At 56.6% G+C, this 16,078-nt stretch carries 18 protein-coding genes and 1 pseudogene; 9 read left to right on the forward strand and 10 right to left on the reverse strand.

The annotated features are described in order from the left end of the window. Positions 1-56: 56 nt before the first annotated feature. Positions 57-605 (reverse strand): RNA polymerase sigma factor, encoded by a 549-nt coding sequence (locus BMY73_RS08430; RefSeq protein ID WP_092406397.1) that lies wholly within the window; start codon positions 603-605, stop codon positions 57-59. 264 nt (positions 606-869) lie between these two features. Between BMY73_RS08430 and BMY73_RS08435 the strand changes: the two genes are divergently transcribed. The 3 genes from BMY73_RS08435 to BMY73_RS08445 all read left to right on the forward strand — a co-directional run bounded on the left by BMY73_RS08435 (position 870) and on the right by BMY73_RS08445 (position 2,598). Next, positions 870-1,289, forward strand: coding sequence for an HPF/RaiA family ribosome-associated protein (locus BMY73_RS08435; RefSeq protein ID WP_062386673.1), 420 nt, complete (start codon positions 870-872; stop codon positions 1,287-1,289). Between the two features lie 425 nt (positions 1,290-1,714). After that, the gene (locus tag BMY73_RS08440; protein ID WP_062386676.1) at positions 1,715-2,044 is read left to right on the forward strand and encodes a DUF3509 domain-containing protein; all 330 of its coding nucleotides are present in this window, start codon (positions 1,715-1,717) and stop codon (positions 2,042-2,044) included. A 218-nt stretch (positions 2,045-2,262) separates the two neighbouring features. Then, complete coding sequence (locus tag BMY73_RS08445) at positions 2,263-2,598, forward strand: YXWGXW repeat-containing protein (RefSeq protein WP_062386678.1); 336 nt, start codon at positions 2,263-2,265, stop codon at positions 2,596-2,598. 75 nt (positions 2,599-2,673) lie between these two features. On the opposite strand, the gene BMY73_RS08450 is transcribed toward BMY73_RS08445, so the two are convergent. Next, positions 2,674-3,162 (reverse strand): phosphate-starvation-inducible protein PsiE, encoded by a 489-nt coding sequence (locus tag BMY73_RS08450; protein ID WP_062387060.1) that lies wholly within the window; start codon positions 3,160-3,162, stop codon positions 2,674-2,676. A gap of 362 nt (positions 3,163-3,524) precedes the next feature. On the opposite strand from BMY73_RS08450, the gene BMY73_RS08455 reads away from it, so the two are divergent. After that, the gene (locus BMY73_RS08455) at positions 3,525-3,791 is read left to right on the forward strand and encodes a YebG family protein (RefSeq protein ID WP_062386682.1); all 267 of its coding nucleotides are present in this window, start codon (positions 3,525-3,527) and stop codon (positions 3,789-3,791) included. A gap of 60 nt (positions 3,792-3,851) precedes the next feature. On the opposite strand, the gene BMY73_RS08460 is transcribed toward BMY73_RS08455, so the two are convergent. The 3 genes from BMY73_RS08460 to BMY73_RS08470 form a co-directional block, all read right to left on the reverse strand. Then, positions 3,852-4,220 carry a histone-like nucleoid-structuring protein, MvaT/MvaU family gene (locus tag BMY73_RS08460; RefSeq protein ID WP_062386685.1) on the reverse strand — a complete coding sequence of 123 codons (369 nt, stop codon included), beginning with the start codon at positions 4,218-4,220 and terminating at the stop codon, positions 3,852-3,854. Between the two features lie 338 nt (positions 4,221-4,558). Continuing rightward, positions 4,559-4,753 carry a hypothetical protein gene (locus BMY73_RS08465; protein ID WP_092406399.1) on the reverse strand — a complete coding sequence of 65 codons (195 nt, stop codon included), beginning with the start codon at positions 4,751-4,753 and terminating at the stop codon, positions 4,559-4,561. Positions 4,754-4,822: 69 nt separating this feature from the next. Further along, positions 4,823-5,707: a manganese catalase family protein gene (locus BMY73_RS08470; RefSeq protein ID WP_062386690.1), complete on the reverse strand. Its 885-nt coding sequence runs from the start codon at positions 5,705-5,707 to the stop codon at positions 4,823-4,825. Positions 5,708-6,186: 479 nt separating this feature from the next. On the opposite strand from BMY73_RS08470, the gene BMY73_RS08475 reads away from it, so the two are divergent. Then, positions 6,187-6,702 carry a DUF4142 domain-containing protein gene (locus BMY73_RS08475; RefSeq protein WP_092406401.1) on the forward strand — a complete coding sequence of 172 codons (516 nt, stop codon included), beginning with the start codon at positions 6,187-6,189 and terminating at the stop codon, positions 6,700-6,702. A 144-nt stretch (positions 6,703-6,846) separates the two neighbouring features. Here BMY73_RS08475 and BMY73_RS08480 read toward each other — a convergent pair whose 3' ends face one another. The 4 genes from BMY73_RS08480 to BMY73_RS08495 all read right to left on the reverse strand — a co-directional run bounded on the left by BMY73_RS08480 (position 6,847) and on the right by BMY73_RS08495 (position 9,104). Next, positions 6,847-7,287, reverse strand: coding sequence for a DUF421 domain-containing protein (locus BMY73_RS08480; RefSeq protein WP_092406403.1), 441 nt, complete (start codon positions 7,285-7,287; stop codon positions 6,847-6,849). A 10-nt stretch (positions 7,288-7,297) separates the two neighbouring features. Next, positions 7,298-7,810: a hypothetical protein gene (locus tag BMY73_RS08485; RefSeq protein WP_139214160.1), complete on the reverse strand. Its 513-nt coding sequence runs from the start codon at positions 7,808-7,810 to the stop codon at positions 7,298-7,300. Positions 7,811-7,821: 11 nt separating this feature from the next. Beyond that, positions 7,822-8,679, reverse strand: coding sequence for an SDR family oxidoreductase (locus BMY73_RS08490; protein WP_092406405.1), 858 nt, complete (start codon positions 8,677-8,679; stop codon positions 7,822-7,824). A gap of 119 nt (positions 8,680-8,798) precedes the next feature. Beyond that, positions 8,799-9,104: an RcnB family protein gene (locus BMY73_RS08495; RefSeq protein WP_092406407.1), complete on the reverse strand. Its 306-nt coding sequence runs from the start codon at positions 9,102-9,104 to the stop codon at positions 8,799-8,801. 481 nt (positions 9,105-9,585) lie between these two features. Here BMY73_RS08495 and gabP point away from each other — a divergent pair, with 481 nt between their 5' ends. From gabP to BMY73_RS08515, 4 genes and pseudogenes are all read left to right on the forward strand, one after another. After that, positions 9,586-10,989 carry a GABA permease gene (gabP, locus tag BMY73_RS08500; protein WP_062386707.1) on the forward strand — a complete coding sequence of 468 codons (1,404 nt, stop codon included), beginning with the start codon at positions 9,586-9,588 and terminating at the stop codon, positions 10,987-10,989. A 92-nt stretch (positions 10,990-11,081) separates the two neighbouring features. Beyond that, positions 11,082-12,182, forward strand: a complete 1,101-nt coding sequence (locus BMY73_RS08505) for a choline metabolism transcriptional regulator GbdR (protein WP_092406409.1) — start codon at positions 11,082-11,084, stop codon at positions 12,180-12,182. A 314-nt stretch (positions 12,183-12,496) separates the two neighbouring features. Next, on the forward strand, positions 12,497-15,208 hold the full coding sequence (locus BMY73_RS08510; RefSeq protein WP_092406411.1) for an AAA domain-containing protein: 2,712 nt from the start codon (positions 12,497-12,499) through the stop codon (positions 15,206-15,208). Between the two features lie 71 nt (positions 15,209-15,279). After that, positions 15,280-15,492, forward strand: a pseudogene (locus BMY73_RS08515) (hypothetical protein); the annotation flags it as partial. Between the two features lie 54 nt (positions 15,493-15,546). Here BMY73_RS08515 and BMY73_RS08520 read toward each other — a convergent pair. After that, entirely contained in the window at positions 15,547-16,032 is a 486-nt protein-coding gene (locus tag BMY73_RS08520) for a P-loop nucleotide/nucleoside kinase family protein (protein ID WP_062386713.1), read from the reverse strand. Between the last annotated feature and the right edge of the window lie 46 nt (positions 16,033-16,078).

Raw genomic sequence — 16,078 nt, forward strand, 5'->3', positions numbered from 1 at the left:
CACCGTCATCGACGCGCGCCCCCGGACTTCACCCGGAGCGATATGGCCCGAACGGGTTACTGTTGCAGACTCGTCTTGCAGGCCTGCAAGGCACGCATCATGTGTTTTTCCACGGCACTCTGCGACAGCCCAATGACCGCGGCGATCTCACCGTATTTGCGTCCGTGAATGCGATTGAGCAGGAAGATCTGCCGCGTCTTGTCCGGCAGTCCGCACAGCGCCGCTTCGATGTGTCGCAAATCGTGACTGACTTCCAGCGCGGCCTGCGGTTCGTCGCTGCCGGGTTCCTGCTCGTCAGGCATCAGCTCTTCATGAAGACGGGCGCGGGTGCCCTCGTTACGCAGATGGTCGATGGCAATGTTGCCCGCGCAACGCAACAGGTAGCTGTTCAGCTCTTCGACCTGCACCAGCGGCCGTCGCCAGAACCGGACGAACAGGTCCTGCACCAGATCGGCGGCCGTCGCACGGCAACCGACACGCCGACTCACCAGCGCTTCCATGTGTGGACGCTGGGAAAGAAACACCTTGAGGAAGTGCGCGCGCGCAGCCTGTGAATCGATCTCGGACGAGACCGGATCGAGGGCGGGTGGAGGGAGATCAATCATGGCGCGATATTAATGATAAATATTCTCATGCGCAAAAGAATATGAAGGGAATCCCCCGTCGTTACGGGGCGATCGTGCGCTTTGCGATCCCGGGCAATGCATGTCTGCCACGCTCCTCGCCGCCGGGGAATCTGACCTGGAAATATTTTCTCGCATCTGGGGGTTGAATTGTTTCTTCATCGGCGCCAACACTGTGAATGAGGGCAGACGAAAACATCAGTGTCGTCGAGACTCTCCCGAGCAAGCCAAAGTAAGGGAAGAACTATGCAAATCCAGGTCAATAGCGATAACCACATCGAAAGCAGCATCCGACTGGAGGAGTGGGTACGAACCACCGTTGAAAGCACGCTCGAACGCTACGATGAAGATCTCACCCGCGTTGAAGTCCATATCCGCGATGAGAACGGCGACAAGCCCGGCCCGCATGACATCCGCTGCCAGATGGAAGCCCGGCCAAAAGGACACCAACCTATTTCCGTCACCCACAAGGCCGACTCGCTGGATCAGGCCGTGGACGGCGCGGCCGTGAAACTCGATCACGCGCTGGAGCACTTGTTTGGCAAACTGCGCAGCAAACGCGGTGGTGCCACCACCCTGAGCAGTGTTCGGGGCAATGACGCGGATAATCCCGATGCTCTGCTGCAGGAAGAATTTCTGGAAAAAGACGAAGCCCTGCATGGTTAATCCAGCGGCTTGAAACATTCGATCCTTCGGTAAAAAAGGGCGGGCCTGTGGAGACAGGCCCGCCCTTTTGTTTATCTACCGTGCGCACACAAACAATGCAGGCAGCGCCGTAATGGTGCTGCCGCACAATTAAAGCGGCAGTTTGCTACTACTTATTTCTTAATCTGAAAGAGTCAACCGCGTCACAGTTTCGGCGCTGAAAACATTCCTGCTCGATTTAAATCCTCTGTCAGTTGCGCATGGCCCGAACCCTGCAAGTGTCAGAGCATCGGGCCTCCAACCTCTGCAAGCCTTGCCCTTTCCGGCCCGATGGGTAGTTGACCTCCAACACAGACGCAGTTTTTTAATACCGTTGATCCTGCGTCGAGAACTAAAAGGACAAACGTTCAGTCAATTCATGCAGATCGATAATCAGGTAACAGGCCATGGACAATCCTTTTCAACAAATCACTGATGCTTTTCACCCAGACTACCGGGTCAATCTGAGTATCCAGGGCCTCGACGGAACCATCATGCTGACACTTTCCAACGAGTCAGGTGTGGTCGCTAAACGCTTGATCAGCCCCGAACAACGTAATTCACCCAAGCGCCTGCGTCGTTTGATCGAGAGCGTGCAATTCGGCATCGCCATCGAACAGGGCCACAGCGCAATCAAGATCCTCGCCGCCATGACCGATGGTGACGTAAAACAACTGGCACCGCAGGCCGCCAATGCGGCAATGCTCAACCGTTCAAATCAGGCAATAGGCCTCTGATCAATGATGCGAACCTGACGGAGGCGAACATTTCCTGTCGCCTCCCCCTTCGCTCTTGTTGCCCTGCCGCACTGCCGGCGATCGCGTTCTCGCTCTAACTTCCCGCCGATTCAGCCCTCAGACAGAAACGAACTGTTACAACAAATCTGTATCGAGCCCACACGCCCTGAGCAACGCAAAGGGTAGTGGCCGGATGTGGACAAGTTCGAGGTGGCGAAATGTATTTACGGTATTTAGTGATGGCTGGCGTTCTGGTGATGGCCACCGGCTGCGTGGAAGAAAGGGTCGTGCATGAGCGGCGTGGCCCGCCGTCGCGCACCGAGTATGTCGAAGTCATCGCCCCGCAGGCACCGCCGGAGCGCATTATTGAAGAAGAGCCGGCACCCCGCCCCGGCTACATTTGGTCCCGCGCATACTGGCGGTGGAACGGCAACCGCTATGTCCCGGTTCATGGCCATTGGGAAGCCGTGCGGCCTGGGTATCGCTACCAGCATCCGTACTGGGAAAGCCGGGGCGACGGCTGGCATTACCATGTCGGGGTCTGGGTGAATTGACGACCTGATCATCATGCAGAAAGAAAAATGCTCCGCATCGACGGAGCATTTTCATTCAGGCCAGCAGCACGTCAGTTACAACTCGCCCTTCTCCTCCATCACAGCGCCTTTGGTCTTACCGTGCGGGTCCGACACTTTAACCGACGGGAACTGCGACGAGGCATACCGCACGACCAGAATCGCAAACGCCAGCAACAGAATCGCACCACTGAGGTACACGACGCCCAGATCCGGCGGCGCATGATGCGAAACGTCGGAGATGAGCAAGCGCGTCAACGCGGTGATTGCCACGTAGATCAGGAAGCGCACGGGCATGTGATTGGTCTTGAAATAGATCCCGACCATCGCCCCCAACTCCAGGTAGATGAACAAGAGCAGGATGTCATCGACCGTGATGTGCCCTTTTTCCAGCATCCCGAGAAATGCCATGACCGCCGCCCACGCGGTGACCGCGCCGATGGCGAACAGCGCCAGATAATGGAAGGTCTCGACAAACAGATTGCCCAGCGACTCGGCACAGCTGTGCACGTGTTGACGAAGGGATTCGGCCCAGTTGATTTTCACGATGAACATCCTTGAGTGATTCAGAGCAATGATGCCGTGCGCGCATGAAGCTTTTGCTCGCGCCATTGGCCAAGCATTAAAGGGGCCATTGACTACCCTTGAGAACGCGACCGGATGTCGCAAGTGCGTTTTTGGCGCTAAAAATGCCTATGAATTGCCACTACCCAAGCGGCGTCGATTCCCTTATGCTTTGCACTGTATAAATAAACAGTACTCGCTTGAAGACTGACTCTCGTGAAGGCAGATGAGGTGGTAAATGGCCGTCGAAGGGGTACCAGAGCAGTGCTTCGCAAGCTTCAACGTCCAGCCTTCTCGCTGGACGCATGCGCCCTCATACACATCGAACAGACGACGAGGCCAAAATGGCAGTTGAAACCCTTTATCGCAGTACCCGGGATCTGGAGACGACTTTTGTGGACCGCAAACTCGCCGATGCGCACGACCAAATGCTTGAGCTGGCAGAGCTCCTGACGGACACACTGATGAAGCACGTACCGGGGCTTTCCGAGAAGCATGCAGAGGATGTGAGCATCTATATGGCGAAAAATCGCTCAGTGTTCGCAGCAGCGTTCAAAAACAACGCGAGCGCGTTGAGTGAGCTTTCCGAGCCGGCTGGAAGTGAAGGGTAAACTCCAGGTTTGAACAAAAAAGCCGCCCGGTCGGGCGGCTCTTGCTGTAAGCGTCGGCGATCACCGAGCAAGCCAGGACTCGACTTCATCACTTCCGTATTCAGCTTTCCAGGCTTTCAAGGTCTTGTGGTTGCCGCCTTTGGTTTCAACGATCTCGCCGTTGTGCGGGTTCTTGTACACCTTGACGCTACGCGCGCGACGAGCCGGTTTCTCAGTGACCACTGGAGCCCCCTTGCGGGTCGCGGCTTGTGGATCGAGAATGTTGATCACATCTTTCAGGCTGCAGCCATATTCGCCAAGCAAATCGCGGAGCTTGGTTTCAAACTCGATTTCCTTTTTCAGGCCATCGTCATTTTTAAGCGTTTCCAACTCAGCCAGTTGGGCCGCCAGCTGTTGCTCGAGTTTGCGAAATTCAGCGAGACGCGACATGTAAATCTCCAAGTGTTCAGATGATGCAGGCGATGTTAGTTGATCCTGCGTGGCGAGTCATTCGATTTAAGTCAGCACATGCCTGGCGACCCGACATCTTCTGTTTAGCCAATTGGCCAACCACGTGAAAGAACTCGTACGCCCTGATGTTTTCGGTCTTCATATATTCAGCAGCGCATGTCCTCAGTCGACCCGCGACACATCCAGGCTTGCGACGAACAAAAAAAGCCCGCATTGGATGCGGGCAAGTGAAGGAGTCTTTATTAGAAAGTCAGCACTTTTGACGACTGACTCACTCGTCTCGTTTTCGAAGTGTCACGAAAAAAAGATGGACAGCATTACTGCAAGCGATGGCTTTTGCGACCGGCGTTTGGCAGCAAACCCGCTCTGAACTGTTCAATGAACAGTGCTGTCTTGAATCCTCGTTCGAACGCCGTCGCCTCAGCCTCAAAACGTCTCAGGTAGGCATCATAGGAGGGACGCTCTACCGGATCGGCGCCGCCCATAATGGTGGTCTTTGTCGATTCACTCATGGCTTTAGCCCTCTTGATTTAGCTGTTATGGATTGCCGGGAACAACGGTGTCAGAACCTCCCCGGCCATTCACTCTTTGGCCCCCTGCGCCAACCCTGAGCCCAGATCTGCGCCCGTGACGGGATCATTCTCGGTGTCGGACTTGGTTCGCTCCTTCATCATGGTGAGCGTGACGGAATCGTCTTCGCTCAGTGTCACCGACGCTGTTCCGTCGCCGCCGTCTACCGCAGGATGGGGATTCTCGACATAGTCGAATTCCGCATCGCTATTCCAGGGGCCCCGAACGTTCGGCTCGCCATTGGACATGCTGAAGTAAGTGCGGGAAAACTCCGGCATGCCCGGAAGCTTCCCTTGAGGGAAGTTCGGCTGGATGGAGTGAAGTGCTTTCTCGAACGACAACTGATGGGCGATCTCGCGCGTCATCAGAAAGCCAAGTGCGTCCTTGATGCCGGGATCGGTGGTGACGTTCATAAGCCGTTCATAAACGATCTTTGCGCGAGCTTCAGCCGCGATGTTCGAGCGAAAGTCAGCCGTCGGCTCGCCGATGGTATCGATGTAGGCCGCCGTCCAGGGAACACCCGCCGAGTTGACCAGGGGTGCGCCGCCACCGTAGAGCAGGCTGGTGATGTGTGAATCGTTGCCCGCGCCGTTGATATCCCTGTACAACTCGCCCTCCTCCTGAACGCCTTCTGCCACCTTGCCTTTTGCTCCCTTGTTCAGCATCACGATGATCGAGCCGATGATTTCAAGGTGGCTCAATTCTTCAGTCGCGACGTCGAGCAGCAGGTCTTTACGGCCAGGATCTTCCTCGGCCAGTGCCTGGGTGAAATAGCGGGTAGCGGCTGCAAGCTCGCCTTGGGCTCCGCCAAATTGTTCAAGCAGCAAGTTGGCCAACCCCGGATTGGGCTCAGCGACTCGCACGGTGTATTGAAGTCTTTTGTTGTGAAGAAACATGGTAATTCTCCCATCAGCACTTTTCTTGAGACGAGCAGATCCTGGCCGCTTAAATACACGCAACTGGCTGCACGCGAATTTTTCGTTAGCTGTCTATGGCAACAGTTATCAACTGAATGTAAATAACTGCCTGTTGCGCCGGCTCGTCCAGTCCAGGAAGACCTCAAACGGCAAGCACGGAGTTATTTCCTGAGTGACTCATTGGTCATGGTTGGTTTCTCTTGCAATGATTCAATCCTCATCCAGTGAAAGGGTCAGTCAAGGGAACACTGAGCGTCTGCACGCCAGTACTTACTCGACTCCTCTCAAACGAAAGATGTTCGAGCGCCTGTCACGCAGGCCGACGAAATGCACATTTTTGACGGCGTCGATGCACTTTTTGACCGTTGATGAAAATTCTCGGAACCGTAAAAAAATTAGCCAGTCGAGATTCAAGTGCCTGGGGCACCCATCTTTTTTATCAACAAAGGAATGATCAAATGACCCACTTAGTACGTACCTCACTGCTGGCGATCCTTATCGGAATGGCGAGCCAAGGCGTTTACGCAGCTCAAGATAACGAAGACTTTGTAGAAGATGCTTCGGCCAAAGGTGTTGCCGAGGTGGAAGCAGGGAAACTGGCGCAGGAAAAAGGCACCGCTGCCGACGTGAAGAGCTTTGCTGAAATGATGGTCAAGGACCACACCGCGGCCAACGACAAGCTAAAAGCGCTGGCGACCTCCAAAAACCTGAAGGTGTCCGACGATGCTCAGTTGATGGACAAGGCCAAAGCCATGATTCTGGAATTGCGAAGCGCGAAATCGTTCGACCAGGCCTACGCGAACAATCAGGTCAAGGCTCATGAGGCGACAATCAAATTGTTCGAGGAAGAAGCGGCAAACGGCAAAGATGCAGATCTCAAAGCCTTTGCGGCTGAGACGCTGCCTAAGCTGAAAGCGCATCTGTCCCAGGCTCAGGCGCTGTCGAAAGCGCATGGCAGCGACGCTGCAAAATAATATCGACGAGTCGACGTCCATATAGCACTGCCAGACACGACAAAGAGACAAAGGGCCGGCCTTTTCGGGTCGGCCTGCAGTGGCAGATCCCAACGGCGAATAGCCCTATGTAAGTCGACGTGGAGGGCAGGTAAAAACGGCCGGTCAGTGACAGATAATCGAGATTTTGCCATTGCGTTCAATGATCGCGAACTTGATCTGATCAACGCTCTCAACGCCCTGCCCCAGCCGCGCTGCCTGCATGATGTCGTCTTCTTGAACCCTCGCCTCGTGCATGCGGTGGCGCAGGAAAGTGCCGTTTTCCACCACAATGGTCGGCCCACCGTCGATCAACTTCCCAATGCGCTTCGAGCGCCTCTTCAGCAGGGAAAAACCAATGTCTATGCTGAGCAACGTCACGATAACCAAAATGGCATTGGTGACTGAAAAATCATCGCCCAACAGCGCTTGTTGAGTCGCCTCGCCGATGACCAACAGCAGCACGAAATCGAACGACGTCATCTCGCCCAACGCGCGTCGCCCCGAAATTCGAAACAGCACCATCAGGGCGATATAGATGGCACCCGCCCGCAAGACCGCATCCATGTTTTCGTACCTACGGATAGATGAACTGATTGACAGGCACCTCGCCACCACCCTCGACAGCGATGCTGCTTTTGAACAACCCCAACCCGTCACTGCGCCATGCCAGGTACAGCGTGCTCTCACCACGATCATCGCCGTTCAATGTCAGCCTCAGGCCCTGCCGAGTGCCTGCAGAGCCCACTGGCTGAGGCTGGATGGAGTCAATGCTGAAGCCTTCCATCATGGCTTTACCCAGCACGATGACGTGAGGCTTGTTCGGCTCTCCCCGGCTATGGATAACCATTGCATCGACCCCTCCGCTGCGATGGAACCTCTCGTACTCAACGGTCAGATCCTTCTGCGCCGATGTCGTTGTCGTCGCACTGAGCCAACCGTGTGAGAAAAGGCCACACAGCGTCAGCAGCACAAGCGTCACCAGTACATACCAACCCGCCCGCTCAAAGCGCCAGATTCGGCGCTGCAGAGCAATGTCTTCATCTACGGGGTGACGCCTGTCCTGCATTTCCCGGTCATGAGCCTTCATGGAGTAACCGCCTAGAGGATGGGCTTGCCACCCGTAACAGCGTAGCGCGAGCCAGAGATATAACTCGCCTCATCCGACGCCAGCAGCACGTAGATGGGCGCGACCTCGACCGGCTGACCGGGTCTTCCCAAGGGCGTTTCCTCACCGAACGATTTCACTTGATCTTCAGGCATCGTTGAGACGATCAACGGTGTCCAGATCGGACCTGGAGCAACGCTGTTCACGCGGATTCCTTTAGGGCCCAACAGTTGGGCAAGGCCGGCGGTAAAGTTGGCAATGGCGCCCTTGGTCGTTGCATAAGGCAGCAAGGTAGGCTTGGGTGAGTCAGAGTTCACTGAGCTGGTATTGATGATGGAACTGCCCGCCGGCATCGACGGCAGCGCAGCCTTGCAGATGCGAAACATGGCGGTGATGTTGATATCGAAGGTCTTGACCCATTCCTCGTCAGATATCTCTTCCAGCGTTTCATGGCTCATCTGAAAAGCGGCGTTGTTAACCAGCACATCGATGCGACCGAATTTCTCGACGGTTTCATTCACAATGGCTGAGCAATGCGCCTTGTTCGCCAGATCGCCCGGCAACAAAAGGCACTGCCTGCCGGCCTCCTCAACCCACCTTGCCGTTTCTTTGGCGTCTTCATGTTCATCGAGATAGGAGATCGCAACGTCGGCGCCTTCGCGCGCAAAAGCGATGGCGACCGCTCGGCCTATTCCGCTGTCAGCGCCTGTGATGAGGGCGATTTTGTTAGCCAGACGGCCGGAACCCTTATAGCTGGCTTCGCCGCAATCCGGGTATGGCTCCATCCTGCTCTGATCGCCAGGCACAGGCTGCTGCTGGGCTTTGAAAGGGGGGGTCGGATAATCACTCATCGCTGTTCTCCTCGATTGTTTACAAAGTCTCACGCTAAAAAGTGGACTGCGCCCATTGCATCCGAGTTCGCTCTATTTGATCTCACTGCGCTCGGAACGAAGCCCTTGGGCGAGTGGTGCTATCTGGACGGATCGACCATTTGCTTGATCGTGCCGGTAGGGATGCTGATCAGCGCGAACTTGTCCTGAATCTTGACCCACTGCTCGTCTTTGCCAGGGGCGCTCAGGTGATGTTTCTTCCAGTCTTTCACGGCCATGCTCGGACGCTGGAATTGATCGGGCACGTTGTCTCCTTCTTTGATCTCCCTGACGCCCGCACCCGGCCGGTCCATCGTCACGCTCGGCTCTTGCGCGGCATGGCTGAGACTGCTCAAACCGCACAAAGCAGCGAAGGTCAGATGACACAGAATTTTGTTGCTCATCATCACGATTCTCCGTGTTGGCACTTTCGATTTAGCGGCTGTAATCCAGCGACAGCACGCCCCATTCCATTTCTATCGACCGAGTCAGCGGCAGATGTTTCCATCGTTTTTTCGGTCAACTCATCCTTGAAACCGGGAGCTCAAGATCGCGAAATAGAGCCGAACAGAAGGGGGTAACAGGTTCATCGATAGCCCACACAAAAAGACTGTCAGGTGTGTTCGGTTTGAACCTGCGCGGCTTTGAGCACACGCCTTGTCGTGTCGATATCGGACACGGATATGGCGCAATCAGGCTACTGAGACGCCGGACGGGCCGGGTAAGGTGGCGCGTCTTCACACCAACAGCCTCCATCACGATGACCGGGTTGTAAGCGCTTCTTGGGTTGAAGCGGGCGTCTTTCGAAGCGCTCACCACGCAATGACAGGTATCGATTGCCCCCGGTCAACTTGCTCAAATGTCGATCTGCAGAGAATAAAAAGACCAATGATCAGCCCGAACTCCATGGATTCGAGTAGCCAGTTGGCGCAGGGCTTCAAGCCTCGTCATGTCACCATGCTGTCCATCGCCGGGATTATCGGCGCCGGTTTATTCGTCGGTTCAGGGCATGCGATTGCCGCAGCGGGACCCGCGGTCCTTCTGGCTTATTTGTTCTCGGGTTTGCTGGTCGTTCTGGTCATGCGCATGCTCGGTGAAATGGCCGTGGCCAATCCGGACACCGGGTCATTCTCGACCTATGCCGACCAGGCCATCGGGCGCTGGGCCGGTTTCACCATCGGTTGGCTCTACTGGTGGTTCTGGGTGTTGGTGATTCCTATCGAAGCGCTGGCGGCCGGCCATGTATTGAACCAGTGGTTTCCGCAAGTCGATGCCTGGCTGTTCGCATTGGGTTCGATCATTGCGCTGGTGGTGACCAACCTCTTCAGCGTCTCCAAGTACGGTGAGTTCGAATTCTGGTTCGCCATGGCCAAAGTCGTGGCGATCATCGGGTTCATTGGCGTCGGGTTTGCCGTGCTGATGGGATGGATTCCCGATCGCGACGCCAGCGGATTAAGCCGTCTGATGGCCGAACACGGCGGATTCGCGCCCAACGGTCTGTCGGCCGTCGTCGGTGCGTTCATCACCATCATGTTCAGCTTTATCGGGACTGAAGCGGTGACGATCGCAGCCGCCGAATCGAGTAATCCGGCGCAGAACATTGCCAAAGCCACGCGCTCGGTGATCTGGCGCATCAGCGTGTTCTACCTGTTGTCGATCTTCGTGGTGATTTCCGTGGTGCCCTGGAACGATCCGCTGCTGGCCTCGGTGGGCTCTTATCAACGCGCTCTGGAAATCATGAACATTCCCCATGCCAAGTTCATGGTGGATGTCGTTGTATTGATCGCCGTGGCCAGTTGCATGAACTCCTCGATCTACATTGCCTCGCGCATGTTGTACTCGCTGGGCAAACGCGGCGACGCTCCGAAGGCGCTGAAGGCCACGTCTTCGCAAGGCGTACCACGCGCAGCCGTCATTGCCAGCACGGTGCTCGGTGCATCGATCACCGTGTGGAGCTACTTCATGCCCGCCGGCTTGTTTGAATTCCTGCTGGCCAGCTCTGGCGCAATTGCCTTGCTGGTGTACCTGGCGATCGCGGTGTCACAGTTGCGCATGCGCGGAATATTACGTCGACGCAATGTCGAGCTGACCTTCCGCATGTGGCTGTTTCCATGGCTGACGTGGCTGGTAATCGTGTTCATCTGCGCCGCGCTGGCCGTGATGATGATTACCCCGCAACACCGCACTGAAGTCACCACAACCATTGGCCTGGCCCTGATGATTTCCTTTATCGGCCTGATGACGTCGCGTCACCCTGCGCCGGCGGCCGCGAAGGCCACGTCGGCGGGGTAAGCGTTGACCCCGTAACGGATACGCCCTTCGTTAACGCCGAGGGGCGCATGACCCATACCCGTGTCGCAGACTCATCTTGCAAGGACTTCTCGATGTCATCGCCCCTCGCCGTGGCCGACGGTACGCCCCAATCCATCGGGTTTCTGCTGCTGGACAAATTCACGCTCATGTCGCTCGCTTCCGCCGTCGAGCCATTGCGCATGGCGAATCAACTGTCAGGGCGCACGCTGTATCGCTGGCATACGTTCAGCCCAAGCGGCGCGGCCGTCTGGGCCAGCGACGGCGTGCCGATCACGCCGGATACTGCCTGGTGCAACCCTTCCGTAGCAGACACCGTCATCGTCTGCGGCGGTGTGGGCATCCAGAGCGTGATCACCCGCGAACATACCACCTGGCTGCAAGCCTTGGCGCGTCAGTCCAAACGTCTGGGCGGGGTGTGCACCGGCAGTTGGGCGCTCGCCAAGGCCGGGCTGCTCGACGGCTACGAATGCAGCGTGCATTGGGAGTTTCTGGCCGCCATGCAGGAAGCCTTCCCGCGCGTCAGCGTCAGCAGCAATCTGTTCACCCTTGATCGCAACCGCTTCACCAGTTCTGGCGGGACCGCGCCGCTGGACATGATGCTGCACCTGATTGGCCGCGATCATGGTCGTGAGCTGTCCACCGCCATCTCCGAGATGTTTGTCTACGAACGCATCCGTGGCGAGCAGGATCGTCAGCGCGTGCCGCTCAAACATGTGGTCGGCACTCACCAGCCCAAGCTGCAAGAAGTGGTCGCCTTGATGGAGGCCAATCTTGAAGAGCCGATTGACCTGGACACGCTGGCTGAGTACGTCGATCTGTCACGCCGACAGCTGGAGCGGTCGTTTCAGAAATACCTGCACTGCACGCCCTCACGTTACTACCTGAGGTTACGGCTGATTCGCGCACGCCAACTGCTCAAGCAAACCTCCCTGACGATCGTCGAGCTGGCATATGTCTGCGGCTTCGTTTCCACACCTCATTTTTCCAAATGCTATCGCGAGCAATTTGGCGTCCCCCCGAGCAGCGAACGCTCAGGTTCTGAGACGAGTCGTCAGCAGGCGTTATCGCCCTCAATGATTAAACCGCTGACAGCGCTCGATCAGGCACGAAACGAATCGACGTTCGCCAGCGTTCAACGGCTGGACCGGACCGACCTGGCATCGACGGGCTGATTGGCGAGCGGTTGCTTCGACCCATTGCCCTCGTGAGACCTTTTCACGCATCGACTCGACTTGTGTATCAGGTCGGACGGGAAGCCGGTTCAATCGAGCAATGGAAGGTCCGTCAAGGTCGATGCTTCGATTACCGAAGCGGGTGTTTGAAGATGAGGAACAGAATCAATCGGCGTTACGCTCGCCCGATACGCACGCCCCCCCCCGCCCCCATTGCTGAAAAAAACGGGCAATGATGGCAATATGATCACTCACGGAGAAAATTGCATTCGGCGCGAAGCGAAGCCGAATGCCATACGGATAGGGACAGCGATATGGCTTCGATTCAGGTGGATGGCGAGGACAAGACCGCCCAGATCAGCGACTGGGTGATTAGCTGGAGCGATAAGTACGAAGCCCTGACACTGACCTGTCACTTCCCCTCCAGGAAAAAATACATCCGTCCTCTCAGCAACTGCCACGTTTCACCCAGCCGCGAATTGATCAATGTACTGCTGCACAAGCACGGCAGTAAGGTCGCCAAGCCCATTGTCAAAGCGACGATTTACGACGAGCGATATGCCGTTGTGCATTATCCCGGCGTCGAAAAGCCCTACGTCTACAAGATGGACGGCATCGGATTGACCGCCCCGACCTCGATGAAGGACACGCCGGTCTTCCGCTATTTCACGACCGTGGCGAATGCTCGACAGGATCATGCTGCGTCGAAGACTGATCGTGAAATAGCCAGTAATGTGGTGCGCCAGCTCGAAAAACTTCCGGCCATCGCTGGCACTGCCTTGCAGGCCTACTGCACGGGGCTTAACGGTACGCTGGCGCAGAACCAAGGGCTCATTTATCCGTTCGGGCTTAACGAGAGTCAGCTTCAGGCGGTCGAGCGGGCGTTCAGCGCACAAATCAGCGTGATAGAAGGCCCGCCAGGGACCGGCAAGACCCAGACAATCCTCAACATCCTCGCCAATATTCTGTTACGAGGGCAGACGGTAGCGGTGCTGTCCAACAACAATGCTGCCGTGGAAAACGTTTACGAAAAGCTTGAGAAACACGGCCTGGGCTACTTGGTGGCCAAGCTTGGCAACCAGGACAAACGTGAGGCCTTCTTCGCCGACCTGCCTGCGTGGCCATCAAGCGCGCCAGAGCCGGCACCGTCCCTGGATGATATCCAGGCCTTGCTGACCCGCTTGAAGCAGCACCTGCGAGACCACAACAGGTCGGCACAACTGCAAATCGAGCTGGATGAGTTGGTCATCGAGCGGCAGTACCTGCAGCAGTGGCAGGCAGAAAGCGGTGTACAGGCCACGGGTTCGCTCGACAAGTACGGACTGACACCGCGCAAGACTGCGGACCTCATGGCCTACCTGGCGTACCTCGGCGAGCAGCGCATTCATCTCAAAGACCGCATTGAGCTGTTGTTCAAATTCAAAATCTTTCGCACCAAGCCATTCGCTGAGAACGAGGCGCGCATGGCCGTTTTCCATGCACTGCAAATGCATTACTACGACGCGTCAATAAGGGACAAGGAAACGGAGCTTCTGGCGTGCCGTGAATCATTGGCACAGGCGAATTTCACAGCCGTGCTGAACGAATTGACAACAGCATCGATGCTTCATCTGAAGCAGCATCTGCAACGTCAGGAACCGCCGTCGAGCAACTTTGATGTCAACACTTACTGCTGGAATTTTGATGCCTTCTTGCAACGCTTCCCTGTCTTGGGCAGCGGTACGCACTCCATCGTCAATTCGATCGCGCCGGGCGCGGTCCTCGACTACGTGATTATCGACGAAGCCTCGTTGCAGGACATTGTGCCCGGCATCCTGCCACTGGGCTGCGCAAAGAACCTGATCGTCGTTGGAGACAATCGCCAGTTACCGCATATCCCCGTCGCACTGGGCCTTCAGGCGCCTGCCGAAGCCTACGACTGCGAGCGCTACAGCCTTCTGGATTCGTGCATTGCCGTGTTCCAGGACGCTCTGCCCAGGACCCTGCTGAAAGAGCATTACCGCTGCCACCCCAGGATCATCCAGTTCTGCAATCAGCAGTTCTACGACAACGCGCTAGTGCCAATGACCGAGGACAACGGCCTTGCCCCTTTGCGCCTGGTGGTGACAGCCAAGGGCAACCACGCCAGGAAAAACACCAACCTTCGGGAACTGGACTCCCTGCTGAAGGTGCTTGAAGACGAGGGGCAGCCCGTCGGAATCGACGGTGAAGGCCGCGGTTACATTGCCCCGTTCCGTGCGCAAGTCAACCTCTCCGACACGCACTTGCCGACGGACTTCGTAAAGGACACCGTGCACAAGTTCCAAGGGCGCGAATGCGACGAGATCGTCTTTTCCACCGTTCTGGACAAGAAGCGCTATAACCAGGCGCGAACGCGCCTGGATTTCGTCGACGACCCGCGCATGATCAACGTGGCCGTTTCGCGCGCCAAACATCGCTTCACGCTGGTGACGGGCGACGAAGTGTTCACGGACAACAATGGCCACATCGCCGCGCTGATCCGCTACATCAGCTACTACGCGCAAGACGAGCAGATCGTACGCGCGCCGGTGGTGTCGGCGTTCGACTTGCTGTACCGCGAGTACGACCAGTCGTTGGACCGCTTGAACGCACGCCTTCGGTCCGAAGATTCACGCTACAAGTCCGAGCAGATCGTGGCTCAGTCGTTGCGCGAAACGCTGTCAGCCCCCGCGTGCCGGGCGTTGACGTACCACACCCAAATCCATCTGGATAAGCTCGTATCGCCGAGTAGCCTCAACTGGACGGAGCCCCAGCAGGCGTTCATGAGGCGTGCCAGTTGCGATTTCGTCATCTACTTCAAAGTGGGCAAAAAACCGATCGGGGTGATCGAGGTCGATGGCGGGTACCACGACCTCCCCGTGCAGGCAGCTCGGGACGCCATGAAAAATGAGATTCTGGCCAGAGGTGACATTCCTGTTCTGCGGCTGAGGACCGTTGAGAGTGGCATTGAGCGAAGGATTAAAGACTTCGTCGGGCAGTGGGCCAGTCCTGGGCAGGATGCATAAGCATAGGGGCCGAGGTCACCAGTCGCCGCGCCTCCGTCGGATATGCAGCCGCCAGGTGCACATGGAGCGCCATGGCAAATATCGGTCCAGCATCACTGCGGCCCTCCGACGCAAAAGCCATTGCTCGGGTCCATATCAGCAGTTGGCAAGCTGCGTATCGTGATTTGATGCCTGCAGAATACTTGCAGTCATTGGGTGCTTCGCTGCATCAGCGGGAATCCAATGTATTCGTCGCGGAGGTGAACAACGAGGTGGTCGGCTGGATGTCTGTAGGAGCAAACCAATTGAAAGGTATGCTCACAGAATGCTTACGTCACATCGCTTGATATGACCACCCTTCAAAGGCGGTGAATTTCGATCTGGAGTCCTTCATCCTTATCCGGCGCCCGGAAGTAACGAGTGATCAGGTCAAACTCTGCGTCGGTCGCAGCAAACTCATGTTCGGCGCGGCGGTTCCGAAGGTGCAGCCTGTTTCGACAGGTCTCGTCGTCCACTTCGATGTAGTGGACACGGTGGAGGACCTCGGCTGAGTCAGCCAGGCTGCGTAACCATTGTCGATCCTGAGGCGTGTTGGCAGGGAAATCCAGAACCACCGTAACACCGGCCTTCAGCAGGTCAATGACGAGCGGGCCCACCACCTCCCGAATCTGCCGTGCAAGGCGCACATAATCGGTTACTGACTTGATCTGATCAGGATAAAGCCGTGCCAGCCAATGATCCTCACTCAGCAGAATGGCATCCCCTTCGGCCGCCAAGCGTTTCGCAAGCGTCGATTTGCCGGATGCAATCTTGCCTGACATGAGGTGAAGCACTGGTTTGGGCATGGGGACGTCTCCTTGTCGAGCGCTGATGATGCTGACTGAAAAGCGT

The sequence above is a fragment of the Pseudomonas sp. NFACC02 genome, from assembly GCF_900110765.1.
GTDB lineage: Bacteria > Pseudomonadota > Gammaproteobacteria > Pseudomonadales > Pseudomonadaceae > Aquipseudomonas.

What these genes read in the sequence shown, in the direction of transcription:
- BMY73_RS08430 (WP_092406397.1), bottom strand. Translation starts at nt 605, where the DNA reads ATGATTGATCTCCCTCCACCCGCCCTCGATCCGGTCTCGTCCGAGATC.
- BMY73_RS08435 (WP_062386673.1), top strand. Translation starts at nt 870, where the DNA reads ATGCAAATCCAGGTCAATAGCGATAACCACATCGAAAGCAGCATCCGA.
- BMY73_RS08440 (WP_062386676.1), top strand. Translation starts at nt 1,715, where the DNA reads ATGGACAATCCTTTTCAACAAATCACTGATGCTTTTCACCCAGACTAC.
- BMY73_RS08445 (WP_062386678.1), top strand. Translation starts at nt 2,263, where the DNA reads ATGTATTTACGGTATTTAGTGATGGCTGGCGTTCTGGTGATGGCCACC.
- BMY73_RS08455 (WP_062386682.1), top strand. Translation starts at nt 3,525, where the DNA reads ATGGCAGTTGAAACCCTTTATCGCAGTACCCGGGATCTGGAGACGACT.
- BMY73_RS08460 (WP_062386685.1), bottom strand. Translation starts at nt 4,220, where the DNA reads ATGTCGCGTCTCGCTGAATTTCGCAAACTCGAGCAACAGCTGGCGGCC.
- BMY73_RS08465 (WP_092406399.1), bottom strand. Translation starts at nt 4,753, where the DNA reads ATGAGTGAATCGACAAAGACCACCATTATGGGCGGCGCCGATCCGGTA.
- BMY73_RS08470 (WP_062386690.1), bottom strand. Translation starts at nt 5,707, where the DNA reads ATGTTTCTTCACAACAAAAGACTTCAATACACCGTGCGAGTCGCTGAG.
- BMY73_RS08475 (WP_092406401.1), top strand. Translation starts at nt 6,187, where the DNA reads ATGACCCACTTAGTACGTACCTCACTGCTGGCGATCCTTATCGGAATG.
- BMY73_RS08480 (WP_092406403.1), bottom strand. Translation starts at nt 7,287, where the DNA reads ATGGATGCGGTCTTGCGGGCGGGTGCCATCTATATCGCCCTGATGGTG.
- BMY73_RS08485 (WP_139214160.1), bottom strand. Translation starts at nt 7,810, where the DNA reads ATGAAGGCTCATGACCGGGAAATGCAGGACAGGCGTCACCCCGTAGAT.
- BMY73_RS08490 (WP_092406405.1), bottom strand. Translation starts at nt 8,679, where the DNA reads ATGAGTGATTATCCGACCCCCCCTTTCAAAGCCCAGCAGCAGCCTGTG.
- BMY73_RS08495 (WP_092406407.1), bottom strand. Translation starts at nt 9,104, where the DNA reads ATGATGAGCAACAAAATTCTGTGTCATCTGACCTTCGCTGCTTTGTGC.
- gabP (WP_062386707.1), top strand. Translation starts at nt 9,586, where the DNA reads ATGATCAGCCCGAACTCCATGGATTCGAGTAGCCAGTTGGCGCAGGGC.
- BMY73_RS08505 (WP_092406409.1), top strand. Translation starts at nt 11,082, where the DNA reads ATGTCATCGCCCCTCGCCGTGGCCGACGGTACGCCCCAATCCATCGGG.
- BMY73_RS08510 (WP_092406411.1), top strand. Translation starts at nt 12,497, where the DNA reads ATGGCTTCGATTCAGGTGGATGGCGAGGACAAGACCGCCCAGATCAGC.
- BMY73_RS08520 (WP_062386713.1), bottom strand. Translation starts at nt 16,032, where the DNA reads ATGCCCAAACCAGTGCTTCACCTCATGTCAGGCAAGATTGCATCCGGC.